Below are 17,262 nucleotides of genomic sequence, written 5' to 3'. Positions count from 1 at the left end.
AAGATCCGGACAACGGTCTCGGCTGAAAGGTTGCCTCCCGCGTCCCCGCCCAAAATATCTCCATCGACGGCGACCGCACTGCGCAGTAGACTTGCGCGAAGCAAGCGATGTGGGTGACGGCGCCCACCCCCGCTACCCCCATTTCTGTGCTTGTCACAGGAATCCAGTCACGCGAAAGACTTCGCGTGGAAAGACCCTTCCGCGTCGTGGACGCGACGCTGCTGGATTCCTGTGACGAGCACAGGAATGAGGAGAGTTGGGCGGGTGTCGCGGCGGAGACGTCGGGGCGTCGCGGCAGAGACTTTGAGCGGATGCCTCGGCATCCGCGCCAATGAAATTGACAGCAAAAGCCGGGAACGGCGGACGAAGGAGACAGATGAGTTCAGCGATCCGCTTCATTCTCAACACGGAAGAGTTGAGCCTTGGAGATTTCGGCCCCACGGAAACGCTTCTCGATTATCTGCGCCTCAGAAGGCGGCTGACGGGGACGAAGGAAGGGTGTGCCGAGGGCGATTGTGGTGCCTGCACGGTGCTGGTGGGGAGGCTGAGCGAACGCGGCCTGATCTATGAAAGCGTCAATGCCTGCATCCGCCTGCTCGGATCGCTGCACGGAACCCATATCGTCACGGTCGAACATCTGGCCGCAAAGGATGGCGTTCTGCATCCGGTGCAGCAGGCGATGGTCGACTGTCATGGCTCGCAATGCGGCTTCTGCACGCCGGGCTTCGTGATGTCGCTTTATGGGCTCTGGCTTTCCAACGAACAGCCGTCGCGCCAGGACATCGAAAGCGCCTTGCAGGGCAATCTCTGTCGCTGCACCGGTTACGAGCCGATCGTGAAGGCGGCCCAACAGGTGGCGGAAAGCCGCCCGAGCGCGCTGTTTGATCCGCTGGAACGCGACCGCACCGAAATCATGGGCAAGCTTTTCTCCATGCAGTCGGCGACCGACACAATCGTCGTGGAGAAAGACGGCGCACGCTCCATCGTACCGGCCTCGGTCGAGGCCTTTGCCGAAGTCTTTTCCCAAAACCCTGATGCAACCGTCGTGGCCGGCGCCACTGACGTCGGGCTGTGGGTGACGAAGCAGCTGCGGCTGCTCGACCCTGTCATTTTCATCAACCACCTCAGCGAGTTGAAATCGATCACCATCGAGGATGGAGGCGTCTCGATCGGCGCCGGCGTCAGTTATGCGGATGCGCAAGGCGTGATGGATGCGGTGGTTCCCGCCTTCGGCCGGCTGATCGACCGGATCGGCGGCAGCCAGGTGCGCAACATGGGCACGATCGGCGGCAATATCGCCAACGGATCGCCGATCGGCGACACGCCGCCGCCCCTGATCGCGCTGGGTGCCGAACTGACGCTGCGTTCCCATTCCGGTCGCCGCACGATGCCGCTCGAGAATTACTTCATCGCCTATGGCAAGCAGGACCGGCAGCCCGGCGAGTTCGTCGAAAAGATCGTCGTGCCGCGCCCGGCAGAAGACAGCCATTTCGCCGTCTACAAGATTTCCAAGCGCCGCGATGAGGACATTTCGGCGCTGTGCGGCGCGTTTTACCTGATGCTCGATGCGGAAGGGCTGGTCGAGGAGATCCGCATCGCCTTTGGCGGCATGGCGGCGATCCCGAAACGGGCGACTCATGTGGAAGATATGCTGAAAGGACAGCCCTGGAGCTGGGGCGTGGTCTCTGCCGTGCGCGACGCGTTCGATGCGGATTTCCAGCCTTTGACGGACTGGCGGGCAACCGCTGAATACCGCAGCCTGACCGCCAAGAACCTGCTGACGCGGTTCTTCCTGGAGACAGCGGGAGCACCGAGCGAGTTGCACCGGTTCGAGCTGGAGGAAGCATGATGGACAATACAAGCTTTCCGATGAAGCCCGTGATCGACGGCCCGATGCATGTGTCGCTAAAGCATGATTCGGCACACAAGCATGTGACCGGACAGGCCGAGTATATCGACGACATTCCAGAACCCGCAGGCACGCTGCATGGCGGGCTGGGCCTTGCCGATCGCGCCCATGCGCAGATCGTCTCGATCGACCTCGAAGCCGTGAAAGCAGCCCCCGGCGTCGTTTGGGTGATGACGGCAGAGGATATTCCGGGTGCCAACGACGTCGGCTCGACCGGACGCCATGACGAGCCGCTGCTGGCGACCGATCTCGTGCAGTTCCATGGCCAGCCGATCTTTGCAGTGTTTGCGGAAACGCGCGACCAGGCCCGGCGGGCAGCACTTCTGGCGAAGATCGAGTATAGCGACCTTCCCCACTGGAGCGACATCGCAGGTGCGCGCGACAATGGCGCGCCATTCGTGACCGAGCCGATGACGCTGAAACGCGGCGAGCCGGAGACCGAGATCGGCAAGCCGCCGCTTCGGGTTCAGGCCTCGATGGAGATCGGCGGCCAGGAGCATTTCTACCTCGAAAGCCACATCGCCTTTGCCATTCCGGGCGAGGATGACGACGTGATCGTCTGGTCCTCCACCCAGCATCCGAGCGAGGTGCAGCATATGGTGGCGCATGTGCTGGGCGTGCCGAACCACGCGATCGAAGTCCGCACCAGACGCATGGGCGGCGGTTTCGGCGGCAAGGAGACCCAGGGCAACCAGTTCGCAGCCCTTGCGGCCGTCGCGGCAAAGAAGCTCAACCGGGCGGTCAAATTCCGGCCGGACCGCGACGAAGACATGTCGATAACCGGAAAGCGCCATGATTTCCGGGTCGATTACGATATCGCCTTCGACGAGGACGGCCGCATCCACGCGGTCGATGCGACCTACGCGGCGCGTTGCGGCTTTTCCGCCGATCTCTCCGGTCCCGTCACCGACCGGGCGCTGTTTCATGCGGATTCGAGCTATTTCTACCCGCATGTGCACCTGACCTCGCAACCGCTAAAGACCCACACGGTGTCCAACACCGCCTTTCGCGGGTTCGGCGGGCCGCAGGGCATGCTCGGCGCCGAGCGGATGATCGAGGAAATCGCCTATGCGGTCGGCAAAGACCCGCTCGAGGTGCGCAAGCTCAATTTCTACGGACAGCCCGGCTCCGGCCGCACCACGACCCCCTATCATCAGGAGGTCGAGGACTGCGTCATCGCCCGCATCGTCGACGAACTGGAACAGTCGAGCGACTATCAGGCGCGGCGGCAGGCGATCCTCGAGTTCAACGAGCAAAGCCCAGTCATTCGCAAGGGCATCGCGCTGACGCCGGTCAAGTTCGGCATCTCGTTCACGCTGACGGCCTACAACCAGGCGGGCGCGCTCGTGCATGTCTATAACGACGGTTCGATCCACCTGAACCACGGCGGCACCGAGATGGGCCAGGGTCTCTATACCAAGGTGGCGCAGGTGGTGGCCGATGCTTTCCAGGTCGATATTGACCGGGTGAAGATCACCGCGACGACCACTGGCAAGGTGCCGAACACATCCGCGACCGCCGCCTCTTCCGGCTCCGATCTCAACGGCATGGCCGCCTACGATGCCTGCCGCCAGATCAAGGAGCGGCTGGTGGATTTCGCCTGCCGGCAGTGGAAGGTGGAAAAGTCGGAAGTGGAATTCCTGCCCAACCGCATCCGCATCGGCGGCGACACCGTGCCCTTCGATACATTCGTGAAGGCCGCCTATTACGACCGTGTGCAGCTTTCCGCCGCAGGTTTCTACAAGACACCGAAGATCCATTGGGACCGGGCGGCCGGAAAGGGCCATCCGTTCTACTATTTCGCCTATGGCGCCTGCGTGTCGGAAGTCTCGATCGACACGCTGACCGGCGAATACATGATGGATCGCACCGACATTCTCCACGATGTCGGCAAATCGCTCAATCCGGCGATCGATATCGGCCAGATCGAAGGCGCCTTTGTGCAGGGCATGGGGTGGCTGACCACCGAAGAACTGTGGTGGGATGCCAAGGGTCGCCTCAGAACGCACGCGCCCTCCACCTACAAGATCCCGCTCGCCTCCGACCGGCCGAAAATCTTCAACGTGCAGCTGGCGGAATGGTCGGAAAACGCCGAACCAACCATCGGCCGCTCGAAAGCCGTCGGCGAACCTCCCTTCATGCTGGCGATCTCGGTTCTGGAAGCAATCTCGATGGCGGTGGCAAGCGTTGCAGACTACACCGCCTGCCCGAGGCTCGATGCGCCAGCCACGCCGGAAAGGGTGCTGATGGCGGTCGAGCGGATGAAGGCTTTGGGGTGAACCGCGATGCCGCAGCCGCATGAGCCTCAACCATGACCCTGCCGCTTGCCGCGTTTCTCGCCGCCAACGCCGCATCGATCCTCGTCGAAATCGCCGAGGCGAAGGGTTCGACGCCGCGTGAGCAAGGTACGTTCATGCTGGTGAGCAGCAGTGCGATCTGGGGCACGATCGGCGGCGGCCAGTTCGAATATATGGCGATCGACAATGCGCGTGCCATCCTGGCAGGCTCGGGCGCAGCGGTGATGGATATTCCGCTCGGGCCCGAGATCGGCCAGTGCTGCGGCGGGCGAACGAAACTCGTGTTTACCGTGGTGACGTCTGGCGTCGCCGTAGATCTGCAAACCCGTATGCGCCGCGACGAGGACACGCGCCCCGAAATCTACCTGTTCGGCTGCGGCCATGTGGGTCTGGCGCTGGCACGCGCCCTCGTGCCCCTGCCCTTTGCCGTCACGGTCATCGAGACACGCGCCGAGGCGCTGGAGGGACTGCCGCTAGAAGTGTCCGCAAGGCTGACCGCCATGCCGGAAGCACATGTGGCGGAGATTGCGCCGGGTGGCGCGGCTGTCATCCTCACCCACGACCATGCGCTGGACTTCCTCATCGCCGAACGAGCGCTTTCGCGCGGAGACCTCGCCTATGTCGGCATGATCGGCTCGGCCACAAAGCGCGCGACATTTGCAAACTGGCTGCAGCGGCAGACGGAGAACCGCGACACGAGTTCGGCGATGATATCTAGGCTGACGCTGCCGGTCGGCAGTTTTTCGGCTGATGGCAGCGTCAAGGACAAGCGCCCGGCCGTGATCGCAGCGCTCGTGGCCGCCGAACTGTTGCACCGCGTCCCCGCCGGGCACCCGGTCGAAGAGGGTGTGCCCGCGCGTTCTTCGGTCTGACACGCGCCTCACGGAAAGCGCTGGTAGCGATCCACCTCGGCCCACGCCTCGGAAGCGAAGCGACGCTTGACGGTGCTGGGCGAGATCCTCTCGTCGAGCAGACCGAAGGCCCGCAGTTCGTCCTCGCTGACATTCTCCACGTCGCACCGCTGGCGGGAGCCCGAGATCATCGATGTCAAAAAAACCACGCTTGTTTTCAGGCGCAGAAATGCAGCGCGCAAACCACTGAACATGGCCGCTTCTCCCTTGTTGAGTCATCATTGATTTGATGTTTGTGCTTGGAAGATGCGCGCAAAAATGCTCCGTTTCCAATGGAACATCCGTCTGGATGGATGAAGAGGGCTTATCCATGAAAATGTCGACGAACTTTCCGCTGAACGCCCTTCGCGTCTTCGAAGCGGCAGCGCGGCACCTAAGTTTCACCAGGGCCGGCGAAGAGCTGGGCATGACGCAGACGGCCGTGAGCTATCAGATCAAGCTTCTCGAGGAGACTTTGGGCGACCAGCTTTTCCTCCGCCGGCCGCGACAGGTGTTTCTGACGACCGCCGGCGAACGGCTGGCACCGAAGATATCGGAAGCCTTCGGCATCATGGACGAGGCTGTGGCGGGATCAAAGGAACTGTCAGAGAGCACGCTGGTCATCCACACGACCGCGACATTCGCATACCGGTGGCTCGCCCCTCATCTCGGCACATTCCAGATGCAGAACCCCGACATCGCGGTGCGGCTCGAAACCTCGCAGACCGTGGTGGACTTCACTCGGACCGAAGCCGACGTGGCGATCCGCAGCGGCACCGGCCACTGGCCGGGACTGACCTCGCATTTCCTGATGAAGAGCGATTTCTCGCCGATGCTGAGCCCGGTGCTGGCCGAAACGATCGGCGGCGTTCGCGAGCCGGCCGACATCCTGAAGCTGCGGATCATCGACGCGGGCGATGTCTGGTGGCGGCTGTGGCTTGAAGCGGCCGGCATTCCCGATGCGGATCTCGGGGGACGACCGAACAGTCGTTTCGGGGCACAGGCTTTCGAGGCGGCGGCCGCGATCGCCGGACAGGGCGTGGCGATCCTGAAGCCCGAATTCTACGCCGACGACGTTGCACTCGGACGACTGATCCAGCCGTTCGAACTGAGGGCCTCGGACGGCAACGACTATTGGTTCGCCTATCAGGAGACGCGGCGGCATTCGAAGAAAATCCGCGCTTTCCGTGATTTCATGCGACTTATGATGCCGAGTTTCCGAGACTGATCATGCTGGTCGTTCAAAAGCCCATGTCGGGTGCGTAGAAACAACGCAACGTGTCTTCCGTCGGATAGAGACAGATGTGATATTCGGAATCGGTGCTGCGACGGGCCTCGCTCTGCGGCAGCTGGAAATCATGGGTGCGGGTGACCAGACGGTGGTCACCGGGCTTCAGGATGATTTCGTACCCGCCGCTTGTGATCCTGACATTCCTGGTCGGGATCCTCTGGCAGTCGCCGGTATGATTGTTGCCGTTGCAGCAGTAGGACTCGTATTCGAAGCCGCTCACGGCCTCGTGCGCCCGCCCCTGTGGGATGGGAATGCCGAACGTGGATACACCGGATACAAACGCAATCACCGCGCCCGTTGGAAGGCACCGCCTGCTCGGCGTCATGTCGCTACGCATAAGCCTGTTCTCCGTTGATGAATGTCATCTCCGGCGACGTGCTCAACGCAATACCCGGCACCGCCGGAGGACTTGCAAAGCTTACAATACGCGAGTCGGCTGGTGCCGCTAAACAAAATAGTGCGGCGCACAACTTGCGTATTAGATTTTTCTTAAGGAACCGACACTCAGGCAGATATTCAGAGGTGCGAGACCATCCGGTGCAGCTGAGCCGCGATCTTGGCGGCATCGTAGGGCTTGCTGTAGAACACGCTGCGGGCCGGCATATCGTCCTTGCCGAGCTTCACATGGCCGGACACGATGATGATCTCGATCGGCGGCCAGCGGTCGCGCACCATGGCGGCCAGCCGCATTCCGTTCATGCTGCCCGGCATATCGATGTCGGTAAAGACGATGCGGATATCCTTACGTTCCTGGAGAATTTCGACTGCCTGATCGGCACTTCGAGCCTCGACGGCTTCGAAACCGGCTTCTTCTACGAGGTCCGTCGCCATCATCAAGAGCAGCGGTTCGTCCTCAACTACGAGTACGACGTGCCTTGAAGGCGGGGTATGTGATCCCATTCAGATATCTGCCTGCTGGAGCTGAGGGAGAGACGCGTGCATCTGGGCGACGAAGCCCGATGGTTCATAACGAACGTTAACGCCGCCTGTTCCGGCCAGTCCCATACGAATAAGTTTCGATCCAAACCCATTGGCCTGCGGTTCGGCAACCTGGGGTCCGCCGCTTTCCTGCCAGCTGAAGTTGAACGACGAAAGATCGCCCTCGCCTTCCACGTGCCAGTTAATGGCAACGCGGCCTGTCGTGTTGGAGAGACTGCCATACTTGATCGCGTTGGTGGCGAGCTCGTGCAGCACGAGCGACAGCGACAGCGTACCCTTGGGTCCAAGCATGATCGGGTCGCCGACGATGTCGATCCGCTCGCGCACGGAGAGACGGTCGAGCGTCTTTTCAACGACGTTGGAAACCGGGGCACTGCTCCAGTTGCGCTCGAGAAGGATTTCGTGTGCGGTGCTCAGCGCATGCAGGCGACGCTCGAAAGCGTCCACGTGGTTGCGTTCCTTAACCGGACGCAGGGTCTGGGAGGCGATGGCCTGCACCATGGCAAGCGTGTTTTTCAGACGGTGCCCGAGCTCACGCTGCAGGACCATCTGTTCGGCCTCGGCATGCACGCGTGCAATCGCGGCCTGGATGCGATCGCCAAAGCTGCGCAGGAAGGCCAGTTCTTCGGTGCTCCACGCATAGGGATGCGTGTGATGGGCGAACACGACCAGATTGAAACGCCCCTGATCCATGATCGGCACATTGACGAGGACGCGGATATCGAGATCCAGCAGTGCCTGCGCATTGTCGCGGGTTCTCGGGTCCTGCGTGACATCGGGGATGACGACGGGGTTGCCAAGCCTCAGATCGTTGATGAACGAGCCGTAATCACGGAAGTGATGCCGGCCGGAAAGAGACACGACACCGGGCGCCGTCCATTCCGGCTGCATCAGCACCGTCTCGTCAGCAAGGTTGACGATGCCGAAACCGGCGCGGGTGGCATCCAGTGCCTTGGCCATCAGGTCGGCCGCCGCCATCGCCATGGACTCTGTGTCGGTCAGATGATTGAGACGGTCGCCAAGATCGAGCAGAGCCTGGACGCGGGCAGCCGCCCGCTTGATGACTGTGACGTCCTTCACCGCACCGATCATCTTGATCGGCCGTCCGCTCTCGTCGTGAACGAAACTGGCGGTGCGCGAAATCCACCGGATTCCGACATCCGTATTGATGCGATACTCGACGTCGAGCGAATCCGTGGCCTCCCGACGGCCGAGGTCGCTCGACTGCAAGCCCCGGTCGCTCTCCACGACCATTCCCTCAAACAGGGAGGACGGATAGATCGGTGCGACGGGCAGATGGAAGATGCGGCAAAAGGCCGGCGACGTCTTGGCCTGACCGGTCTCGATATCCACTTCGAACGTGCCGACGCCGCCAGCCTCCTGGGCCGCCAGCGTCTCGTTTGCAGCGGCCCGCATATGCGATGTCAGGCTCTTCTGCCGGCGAAACAGATCGTCCTTGCGCTGCGACAGCCGGCGCGCTTCAAACAGCGCAATCACCTGGCCTGCAAGCGCGCGCAGTCCTTCGCGTTGTTCGTTGTCGAGACCGTGCGGCCGCGGCACACTGTCGATGACGCAGAGGCTGCCGATGGTGATATTGTCGGGTGTGATCAGCGGTGCGCCCGCGTAAAAGCGGATGAATGGCTCGCCGGTCACGAGCGTGTTGTAGCACGTGCGCGGATCGTCCTTGAGATCGGGAATGATCAGAAGATCGGAACTGGCGAGCGCATGGCGGCAGACCGACTGGGAGAGCGGCGTTTCAGACGGGCTGAACCCGACACGCGCCTTGAACCACTGGCGTTCCGCATCGACAAGACTGATCAGCGCCACCGGCGCCTTGCAAAGCGCGGTGGCGATCTGGACGATCCCGTCGAACTCCGGTTCAGACGGAGAATCCATGATGTCGTAGGCTTCGAGGGCCTCGAGACGATCGAGAAGGGCGGCGTGTTCGTCGAGATCGGCGATGAGCAAGGGAAACTCTGAAAATTGCAATTGACGCTAAGATAGGGCGCAAAAATGATTTGTCACCACTGCACGGTCACTGCTGCTGCTCAACCGCGTATACCGCGGGTTGAAACAAATTGCCTAACTGATCATTCATAAGTAACAGCTAAGAAATACGCAGACAGAGACTCACATTCTGGGACATCATGGCCTTGAACGACGACGCGACGCTGCGGCAGATGGCCGGGCTGATGGAAGTTGCAGGCGTCCTGATCGCAGTGTTCGATCAGGACGACAGGCTACGTTTCGCCAATCGTGCGTTCCGGGACGCCTGGTGCCTCGACGAGACCGAAAATCCGCTCTGGTCGGAGATGATGCGCCGCAATTTCCTGTCAGCGCGCGGCACGGTCATCAAGGCGACGGATTTCGAGACATGGCTGCGCTCCACCCTTTCGCGGCGCGGCAAGACCGGCTTTCGCGCCTACGAAACCGACCTTCACGACGGCCGCTGGCTCTGGATGACGGAAACCATGCAGCCGAACGGCTGGATGCTGTGCGTTGCAAGTGACATCACCTCGATGCGCCCCGACGAAAGAACGCTCCGGCAGGACCGCGACGACGCGATCAGGGTCTCCCAGATCGACGAACTGACCGGCATTCCAAGCCGGCGGTTCGCGATGGCAAAGATCGACGATCTGTTGCGCTCGCAAGGTGGGGCGCCATCGCAGCCGGCCGGATGCCTGGCCGTGCTCGACATCGACAATTTCAAATATATCAACGACCGTTTCGGCCATTCGGTCGGCGATGCGGTGCTGAAGGACTTTGCCAAGACACTGCACAGCCATGTGCGAAAGACCGACGTACTCGGCCGTGTCGGCGGCGAGGAATTCGTGCTGATCCTGCCCAATGCATCACCGGAAAACGCGCTGACGATCGTCGGCAAGATGCTGGAGGCGGTGCGTCACTCGCGGCCCGTCGCGGAACAGCAGAGCTTCCGCTACACGTTTTCTGCAGGCATCGCGTCCGGCGACAGCGGCGATAGCGCCGCAGACCTCTACCGGCGCGCCGACTTGGCCCTTTATGCCGCCAAGATGCGGGGCCGCAACCAGGTCTGCCTCGATCCGGAAACACGCCTGGGACGGATTACTGCCGCTGTCTGACAGCCTCAGGTTGTCGAGTATCTGAGGACACCTGCTATCCCCGAATTTGGATCGGCACCCGTATCGGCCGGATGACGGACGCCGTCCATGACCGTCACTTCGGGGAAATCGAACGGACTGACACCTTCGATGCAGGCGACATTGATGCCGAACTGCTCCGGATTTGAGCGTCGCTGGTGATGGGTATAGATGCCGCAGGTCTTGCAGAAATAGTGTTTCGCAGTCCCCGTATTGAACTGATAGAGCGTCAGGCTGTCCTCGCCCTCAAGGATGGTGAGATCGCTCAGCAGCGCAGAGGCAACGACGGCTCCCCGCATGCGGCAAAACGAGCAGTCACAGCGCCGGATCGTGTTGAACCCATCCGACAACTTGACCCGCAAGCGCACCGCGCCGCAGTGGCACGAGGCATGATGGGGTTCTGCGGTTTCGCTCATGGGTAGCTCCTCGATCCTGATACGCCCGAAAGCTAGTCCGGATGGACGGGCACGGCAACCTCGCCCGCTACCCTCATTGCCATATGATCTGTATCGGAATGACGGCGGCGTCCGCCCCTCTTCCCTCGCGATCCTTTTTTGCCCAAAGTGCGCTGCAGGGGAACTGAATCGGGAACACACGGAATGTACGAATACGCGATCGCCTGGGAATGGCTGAGCTTTGCAGCGCGCTGGTTTCACGTCATCACTGCGATCGCCTGGATCGGCTCGTCCTTCTACTTCATTGCGCTTGATCTCGGGCTGGTGAAGCGGGCGCATCTTCCCGTCGGTGCCTATGGCGAGGAATGGCAGGTGCATGGCGGCGGCTTCTATCACATCCAGAAATATCTGGTGGCGCCGGCGCAGATGCCGGAACACCTGACCTGGTTCAAGTGGGAAAGCTACGCCACCTGGCTCTCCGGCTTCCTGATGCTGTGTATCGTCTATTATGGCGGCGCAGACCTGTTCCTGATCGACCGCACGGTGATGGACCTGTCATCCCTGCAGGCGATGGGCCTTTCGCTGGCGTCACTCGGTATCGGCTGGGTCATCTATGACCAGCTGTGCAAATCGCCTGTCGGCAAGAATACCTGGGCGCTGATGGGCATTCTCTATGTGGTTCTGGTCGCGATGGCCTGGGGCTACACGCAGATCTTTTCCGGCCGGGCGGCCTTCCTGCATCTCGGCGCCTTCACCGCCACGATCATGTCTGCCAACGTCTTCATGATCATCATGCCCAACCAGCGCATCGTCGTCGCCGACCTGATCGCCGGGCGCACGCCCGATCCGAAATACGGCGCGATTGCCAAGCAGCGTTCGCTGCACAACAACTACCTGACCCTGCCCGTCATCTTCTTCATGCTGTCGAACCATTATCCGCTGGCGTTTGCCACCCATTTTAACTGGGTGATCGCGGCGCTGATCTTCCTGATGGGCGTGACGATCCGGCACTGGTTCAACACCACCCATGCGCGCAAGGGCAAGCCGACCTGGACCTGGCTAGTGACGGTGCTCCTGTTCATCGCCATCATGTGGCTTTCGACCGTGCCGAAAGTGCTGACCGGCGAGACCGAGATATCGAGCGCATCGGCCATGACGCCGATCCAGCAGACATTCGCATCCGACACGCATTTCGTCGCGGCGCGCAACGTCGTTCAGGGGCGCTGTTCGATGTGCCATGCAGCAGAGCCGGTCTGGGAGGGCATCACCTTCACGCCGAAAGCGGTGAAGCTGGAAACCGATACGGAGATTGCCGCCCACGCCCGCGAGATCTATATCCAGGCCGGCCGGAGCCACGCCATGCCGCCAGGCAACGTGTCCGCCATCACCCCCGAGGAGCGCCGGCTTCTCGTTGCGTGGTATGAAAGTGCGATAGCGTCGAAATAGAGTTTTAGATGACCGATTCCCTGATCCGCGGCCGCCTTCTTTCGTTCAAGCGTGCGCCCCTCGCAATGACCGATACCGACAGCTATTCGTACGAGCACGACGGCGCCCTGCTGGTCTCCGACGGTCGGATCACCGCAAGCGGCGACTACGCGCAGGTCAAGGCGCAGGCGCCAGCCGATGTCGAGGAGATCGATCACCGGCCGCACCTCATCCTGCCGGGCCTGATCGATACCCATGTGCACTTTCCGCAGATGCAGGTGATCGCGTCCTATGCCGGCAACCTTCTGGAATGGCTCAACACCTACACATTCCCCGAGGAATGCCGCTTCGTGGAGAGCGACCACGCGACGCGCATCGCCACGCATCTCTACGACGAGTTCCTGCGCCACGGCACGACGACAGCCGTCGCCTATTGCTCGGTGCACAAGACCTCCGCCGACGCCTTTTTCGCCGAGGCGATGAAGCGCAACATGTGCATGGTCGGCGGCAAGGTGATGATGGATCGCAATGCGCCGCAGGGCCTGCTCGATACCGCCGAGATGGGCTATGACGAAACCAGAGCCGTGATTGCCGAATGGCACGGAAAGGGCCGCAACCACGTCGCCATCACGCCGCGCTTTGCCATCACCTCGACGCCGGGCCAGATGAAGGCGGCGGAAGCGTTGGCGCAGGAATTCCCCGACCTGTTCATCCAGACCCACCTTTCGGAAAACCACGACGAAATCAAATACACCGCCGAGCTCTATCCGGAAGCGACGGACTATACCGACATCTATGCCCGTTACGGCCTGCTGGGGAAAAAGACGCTGCTCGGCCACGCCATCCATCTCTCCGAGCGTGAGGCAGATGCGCTGTCGGAAGCCGGCAGCATTGCCGTGCATTGCCCGACCTCCAACCTGTTCCTCGGTTCCGGCCTGTTTCCGCTGAAAGCCTTGAGGAGGCGCGAAAAGCCCGTCCGTGTTTCCGTCGCGACCGATATCGGCGGCGGTTCCAGCTATTCGATGCTGAAGACCATGGACGAGGCCTACAAGATACAGCAACTGCTGGGCGAACGTCTCAATCCGCTCGAAAGCTACTACCTGATGACCCGCGGCAATGCCGAGGCGCTGGGCATGGAGGCCGACATCGGCACGCTCGACATCGGATCGATGGCCGACCTCGTCATCCTCGACGCCGGATCGACACCCGCAATGCGGCTTCGGATGGAAACGGTGAAGACCCTGCCCGAAGAGCTGTTCCTGCTGCAGACCATGGGCGACGACCGCGCGGTGGTGGAAACCTATGTTGCGGGCAAGGCGATGAAGACGGGGCTGGGCGGCGATGAAATGCAGACTGGTGCCGTGGAGGCCTGACGTCTCGAAGTAGCCGGGCTGTCGGGACAGGATACCCCATCCCTCCGGGCGCAACCGGCGAACGAAACACCAAGTCTAGAATCCAGTCGTGATGCATTTTCACTGTAATATCAGCGCTTAATTATATTTAAACTATAACTTATTACGCCTGTCTGCGACAGAATATCCCCTGGCAGCCATGAAGGCAGAGCGCAGCTGTCATGCCACACAAGTTTGCCTGACCAATCGATCAGTTTGCATGCGCTCCAGCGATCCCGGCTGGCGCCAGCAACGCTGATGGAATGGAGGCTTCTCCGCTACTCCACGAGGGGTTCTATGTCGTTTTTGAAAAATGCGAGTATTCGCACCAAGATACTGTCTGTCCTTATCCCGCTCTGCGTCGTTGGCCTGGGCGCTACAAGCTTCGTTGCAAGCCGCTACAAGGCTGCCGATACCAGCTACTCCGATTTTATTTCGACAGACACCGTTGCGGCTGTGGAAATGGCCCGCGCCAACCGCAATCTTGCGGCGACGGGCTATGCCGCCTACCAGACCCTTGCCTATCCCAGGGGCAGCGAGGGGATGACGGCTGCCACTGCTTTCTACAAGGAAAGCAAAACCAACCTGATGGTGCGTCTCGAGCATATCCGTACACTCGTGCCAACCAGAGCGGCAGACCTCGACCCGCTCGTGACCCGCGTCAAGGCAGTCCTCACGCTGACTGACGAGGCTGTTGCCCTCGGTGAAAACGACCAGGACGAAATCGCCAAGGCAGCTCTTGTGAAGGTCGATCAGCAGGTTCTGCCGCTGGCGAAGGACCTCGCGGCATTCCTCGAGCGGTTGAGCGCAGATGTGAATACCAAGAGCAACGCGATCACCGACGAAACGAACTCGACGATCTTCAACGCACTGCTCGTTCTCGCAGTCGTGTTTTCGGCCGGTATCGTCGGAGCGCTCCTCGTCTCCGCCAAGGGCATCACCAAGCCGATTGCCAACCTGCGCGAACGCATGGCGTCGTTGGCACGGGGTGAAACAGAGGCACCGATCGAAGGTCAGGATCGCCGCGACGAGCTTGGCGCCATGGCGGCAGCCGTTGCCGTGTTCCGCGACAACGCGCTGGAGCGCATCCGCCTCGAACGCGAAGCCGATGCCAACCGGAGCCTGTCCGATCGCGAACGCATCGAACGCGACGCGCAAAAGGCAAAGGACGCAGCTGACACACAGTTCGCGGTGGACCAGCTTGCCGGCGGGCTGGCAAAGCTTGCGCAGGGTGATGTCGCCTACCGCCTCGACACGCCGTTCGTCGCGCATCTTGATGCGCTGCGCAACAACTTCAACGATTCGGTTGCCAACCTTCAGGAAACCCTGCAGGCCGTCGGCAACAATGCCCGCGGCATCGACGGCGGCGCCAATGAGATCCGTGCGGCCGCCGACGATCTTTCCAAGCGCACCGAACAGCAGGCAGCTTCGGTCGAAGAAACCGCAGCCGCCCTGGAGCAGATCACCACCACGGTGAAGGATTCCAGCAAGCGCGCCGAAGAAGTCGGCAACCTCGTCACCAAGGCCCGTGCCGGCGCCGAGCGTTCCGGCGCAGTCGTCCGCGATGCGGTTACCGCCATGCAGGGGATCGAAAAGTCCTCGGGCGAGATCTCCAGCATCATCGGTGTCATCGACGAAATCGCCTTCCAGACCAACCTTTTGGCCCTAAACGCCGGTGTCGAAGCCGCGCGTGCCGGTGAAGCGGGCAAGGGTTTTGCCGTCGTCGCACAGGAAGTCCGCGAACTCGCACAGCGGTCTGCCAAGGCCGCCAAGGAGATCAAGGAACTGATCACCGCATCAAGCGAGCATGTCCGCTCCGGCGTCCACCTCGTCGGCGAGACCGGCAAGGCGCTGGAAGTCATCGTCGCCGAAGTTCAGGAGATCAACCGCCACGTCAACGCGATCGTCGACTCCGCGCGCGAACAGGCGGTCGGGCTGCAGGAGATCAACACGGCGGTCAACACGATGGACCAGGGCACCCAGCAGAACGCCGCCATGGTGGAAGAATCGACAGCGGCCAGCCACTCCCTTGCCAAGGAAGCAGCCTCGCTGAACGACCTCCTGTCGCGCTTCAACCTCGGCCAGGGCGAAAACCGCTCCACATCGAACGGCCGTCGCGGCCATGCTCCGTCGGCTCCGATGGCCGTATCGCCGGCCTCGCGCCAGACACCATCGCCGGCACGAGCACTCGGCAACCGCATCGCTTCAGCCTTCGGCGGCGGTTCGTCATCGGCCGCGGCACAGGCCCAGTCCTGGGAAGAATTCTGAGGCCCATCCACAAAACCCGGCCACAGATTGAGTAAACTACGACGGGCGGCCTTGGCCGCCCGTTTTCCGTTGTGGCGCGACACCTGCGGTGCAGTTGAGAAAACTGCTCCCCCAAACCGACGTTTCCGCTGGCAAGGTCGCCCGGATATGGTAGTTGTCGGACAACCATCGAGGAGGAAGTTTTGCGCATGTCCAAGCCGCTGACCATTGCCGATCTGAAGACCATGGCTCGCCGTCGTGTGCCCAAGATGTTCTTCGATTATGCCGATAGCGGTGCCTGGACCGAAGGCACATACCGTGCCAACGAGGAAGACTTTTCCAGGATCAAGCTGCGCCAGCGGGTGCTTGTCGACATGACCAACCGGTCGCTGGCAACGACGATGGTGGGACAGGCAGCGGCGATGCCCGTGGCACTCGCGCCAACCGGAATGACCGGCATGCAGCATGCCGATGGTGAGATGCTGGCGGCGCAGGCGGCCGAAGAATTCGGCGTTCCCTTCACGCTGTCCACCATGAGCATCTGCTCGATCGAGGATGTGCGCTCGGTCACCACCAAGCCATTCTGGTTCCAGCTCTATGTGCTCAAAGACCGTGGCTTTATCGAACGGCTGATCGGCCGCGCCAAGCAGGCCGGCTGCTCGGCGCTGGTCGTCACCGCCGATCTGCAGATCCTCGGCCAGCGCCACAAGGACATCAGAAACGGCCTGTCGGCGCCGCCGAAGTGGACGCTCAACAGTGCCCTGCAGCTGGCGACCAGGCCGCAATGGTGCCTGGAAATGCTGCGCACCAAGCGTCGCGGTTTCGGCAATATCGTCGGACATGCGAGCAACGTTTCGGACCTGTCGTCGCTTGGTGCCTGGACCGCCGAACAGTTCGACCCGCGCCTCTCCTGGGACGATATCCGCTGGATCAAGGACCTGTGGGGCGGCAAGCTGATCATCAAGGGCATTCTCGACGAGGAAGACGCGCGGGCCGCCGCCGACACCGGCGCCGATGCGATCATTGTCTCCAACCACGGCGGCCGCCAGCTGGATGGCGCCCCCTCCTCGATCAGCATGCTGCCGAAGATCGTCGAAGCCGTCGGCGACCGCATCGAGGTGCATTTCGACGGCGGGATCCGCTCCGGTCAGGATGTGCTCAAAGCCGTGGCGCTCGGAGCCAAGGGCACCTATATCGGCCGCCCCTTCCTCTATGGCCTCGGCGCGATGGGCAAGCCGGGCGTCACCGCAGCACTCGAAATCATCCGCAAGGAAATGGACATCTCGATGGCCTTGTGCGGGAAGCGCGATATCGAAACCTGCGGCCGCGACATCATCGCCGACGTGAGGTTCTGATTTC

General features: G+C 61.6%; 14 protein-coding genes. 9 read left to right on the top strand and 5 right to left on the bottom strand.

The genetic code is table 11. The features are described from left to right. Positions 1–376 precede the first annotated feature (376 nt). The 3 genes from xdhA to xdhC are packed head-to-tail and all read left to right on the top strand — an operon-like array spanning position 377 to position 5,078. Positions 377–1,849 carry a xanthine dehydrogenase small subunit gene (xdhA, locus tag BLW69_RS04710; protein ID WP_092660241.1) on the top strand — a complete coding sequence of 491 codons (1,473 nt, stop codon included), beginning with the start codon at positions 377–379 and terminating at the stop codon, positions 1,847–1,849. Then, positions 1,849–4,188: a xanthine dehydrogenase molybdopterin binding subunit gene (gene xdhB / locus BLW69_RS04705; RefSeq protein ID WP_092660239.1), complete on the top strand. Its 2,340-nt coding sequence runs from the start codon at positions 1,849–1,851 to the stop codon at positions 4,186–4,188. Before xdhA ends, xdhB begins: the two co-directional genes overlap by 1 nt. Before the next feature lie 32 nt (positions 4,189–4,220). After that, positions 4,221–5,078, top strand: coding sequence for a xanthine dehydrogenase accessory protein XdhC (gene xdhC, locus BLW69_RS04700; protein WP_092660237.1), 858 nt, complete (start codon positions 4,221–4,223; stop codon positions 5,076–5,078). An 8-nt stretch (positions 5,079–5,086) separates the two neighbouring features. On the opposite strand, the gene BLW69_RS04695 is transcribed toward xdhC, so the two are convergent. Beyond that, entirely contained in the window at positions 5,087–5,266 is a 180-nt protein-coding gene (locus BLW69_RS04695; RefSeq protein WP_139283790.1) for a hypothetical protein, read from the bottom strand. Between the two features lie 161 nt (positions 5,267–5,427). Here BLW69_RS04695 and BLW69_RS04690 point away from each other — a divergent pair, with 161 nt between their 5' ends. Further along, positions 5,428–6,324, top strand: coding sequence for a LysR substrate-binding domain-containing protein (locus BLW69_RS04690; RefSeq protein ID WP_244508743.1), 897 nt, complete (start codon positions 5,428–5,430; stop codon positions 6,322–6,324). A gap of 13 nt (positions 6,325–6,337) precedes the next feature. On the opposite strand, the gene BLW69_RS04685 is transcribed toward BLW69_RS04690, so the two are convergent. From BLW69_RS04685 to BLW69_RS04675, 3 genes are all read right to left on the bottom strand, one after another. Then, entirely contained in the window at positions 6,338–6,724 is a 387-nt protein-coding gene (locus BLW69_RS04685; protein WP_244508742.1) for a hypothetical protein, read from the bottom strand. A 179-nt stretch (positions 6,725–6,903) separates the two neighbouring features. Further along, complete coding sequence (locus tag BLW69_RS04680; RefSeq protein WP_092660231.1) at positions 6,904–7,287, bottom strand: response regulator; 384 nt, start codon at positions 7,285–7,287, stop codon at positions 6,904–6,906. Beyond that, positions 7,288–9,294 (bottom strand): GAF domain-containing protein, encoded by a 2,007-nt coding sequence (locus tag BLW69_RS04675; RefSeq protein ID WP_092660229.1) that lies wholly within the window; start codon positions 9,292–9,294, stop codon positions 7,288–7,290. Positions 9,295–9,506: 212 nt separating this feature from the next. Between BLW69_RS04675 and BLW69_RS04670 the strand changes: the two genes are divergently transcribed. Next, positions 9,507–10,427, top strand: a complete 921-nt coding sequence (locus BLW69_RS04670; RefSeq protein WP_092661053.1) for a GGDEF domain-containing protein — start codon at positions 9,507–9,509, stop codon at positions 10,425–10,427. Positions 10,428–10,432: 5 nt separating this feature from the next. Here the strand turns inward: BLW69_RS04670 and BLW69_RS04665 are convergent, their stop codons facing one another. Continuing rightward, positions 10,433–10,861, bottom strand: coding sequence for a GFA family protein (locus BLW69_RS04665; protein WP_062455492.1), 429 nt, complete (start codon positions 10,859–10,861; stop codon positions 10,433–10,435). A 183-nt stretch (positions 10,862–11,044) separates the two neighbouring features. On the opposite strand from BLW69_RS04665, the gene puuD reads away from it, so the two are divergent. The 4 genes from puuD to BLW69_RS04645 all read left to right on the top strand — a co-directional run bounded on the left by puuD (position 11,045) and on the right by BLW69_RS04645 (position 17,258). Then, positions 11,045–12,286 (top strand): urate hydroxylase PuuD, encoded by a 1,242-nt coding sequence (gene puuD, locus BLW69_RS04660; RefSeq protein WP_092660228.1) that lies wholly within the window; start codon positions 11,045–11,047, stop codon positions 12,284–12,286. Positions 12,287–12,294: 8 nt separating this feature from the next. After that, the gene (gene guaD / locus BLW69_RS04655; RefSeq protein WP_092660226.1) at positions 12,295–13,638 is read left to right on the top strand and encodes a guanine deaminase; all 1,344 of its coding nucleotides are present in this window, start codon (positions 12,295–12,297) and stop codon (positions 13,636–13,638) included. A 315-nt stretch (positions 13,639–13,953) separates the two neighbouring features. After that, positions 13,954–15,924: a methyl-accepting chemotaxis protein gene (locus tag BLW69_RS04650; protein ID WP_092660224.1), complete on the top strand. Its 1,971-nt coding sequence runs from the start codon at positions 13,954–13,956 to the stop codon at positions 15,922–15,924. A gap of 188 nt (positions 15,925–16,112) precedes the next feature. Next, a complete protein-coding gene (locus BLW69_RS04645) occupies positions 16,113–17,258 on the top strand; it encodes an alpha-hydroxy acid oxidase (protein ID WP_092660223.1) in 1,146 nt (381 codons plus the stop codon). The last annotated feature ends 4 nt before the right edge of the window (positions 17,259–17,262 follow it).

Source organism: Rhizobium sp. NFR12 (assembly GCF_900108545.1).
In the GTDB taxonomy this organism is placed as follows: Bacteria; Pseudomonadota; Alphaproteobacteria; order Rhizobiales; family Rhizobiaceae; genus Neorhizobium; species Neorhizobium soli.
This window is presented reverse-complemented; position numbering and strand designations above follow the sequence as displayed.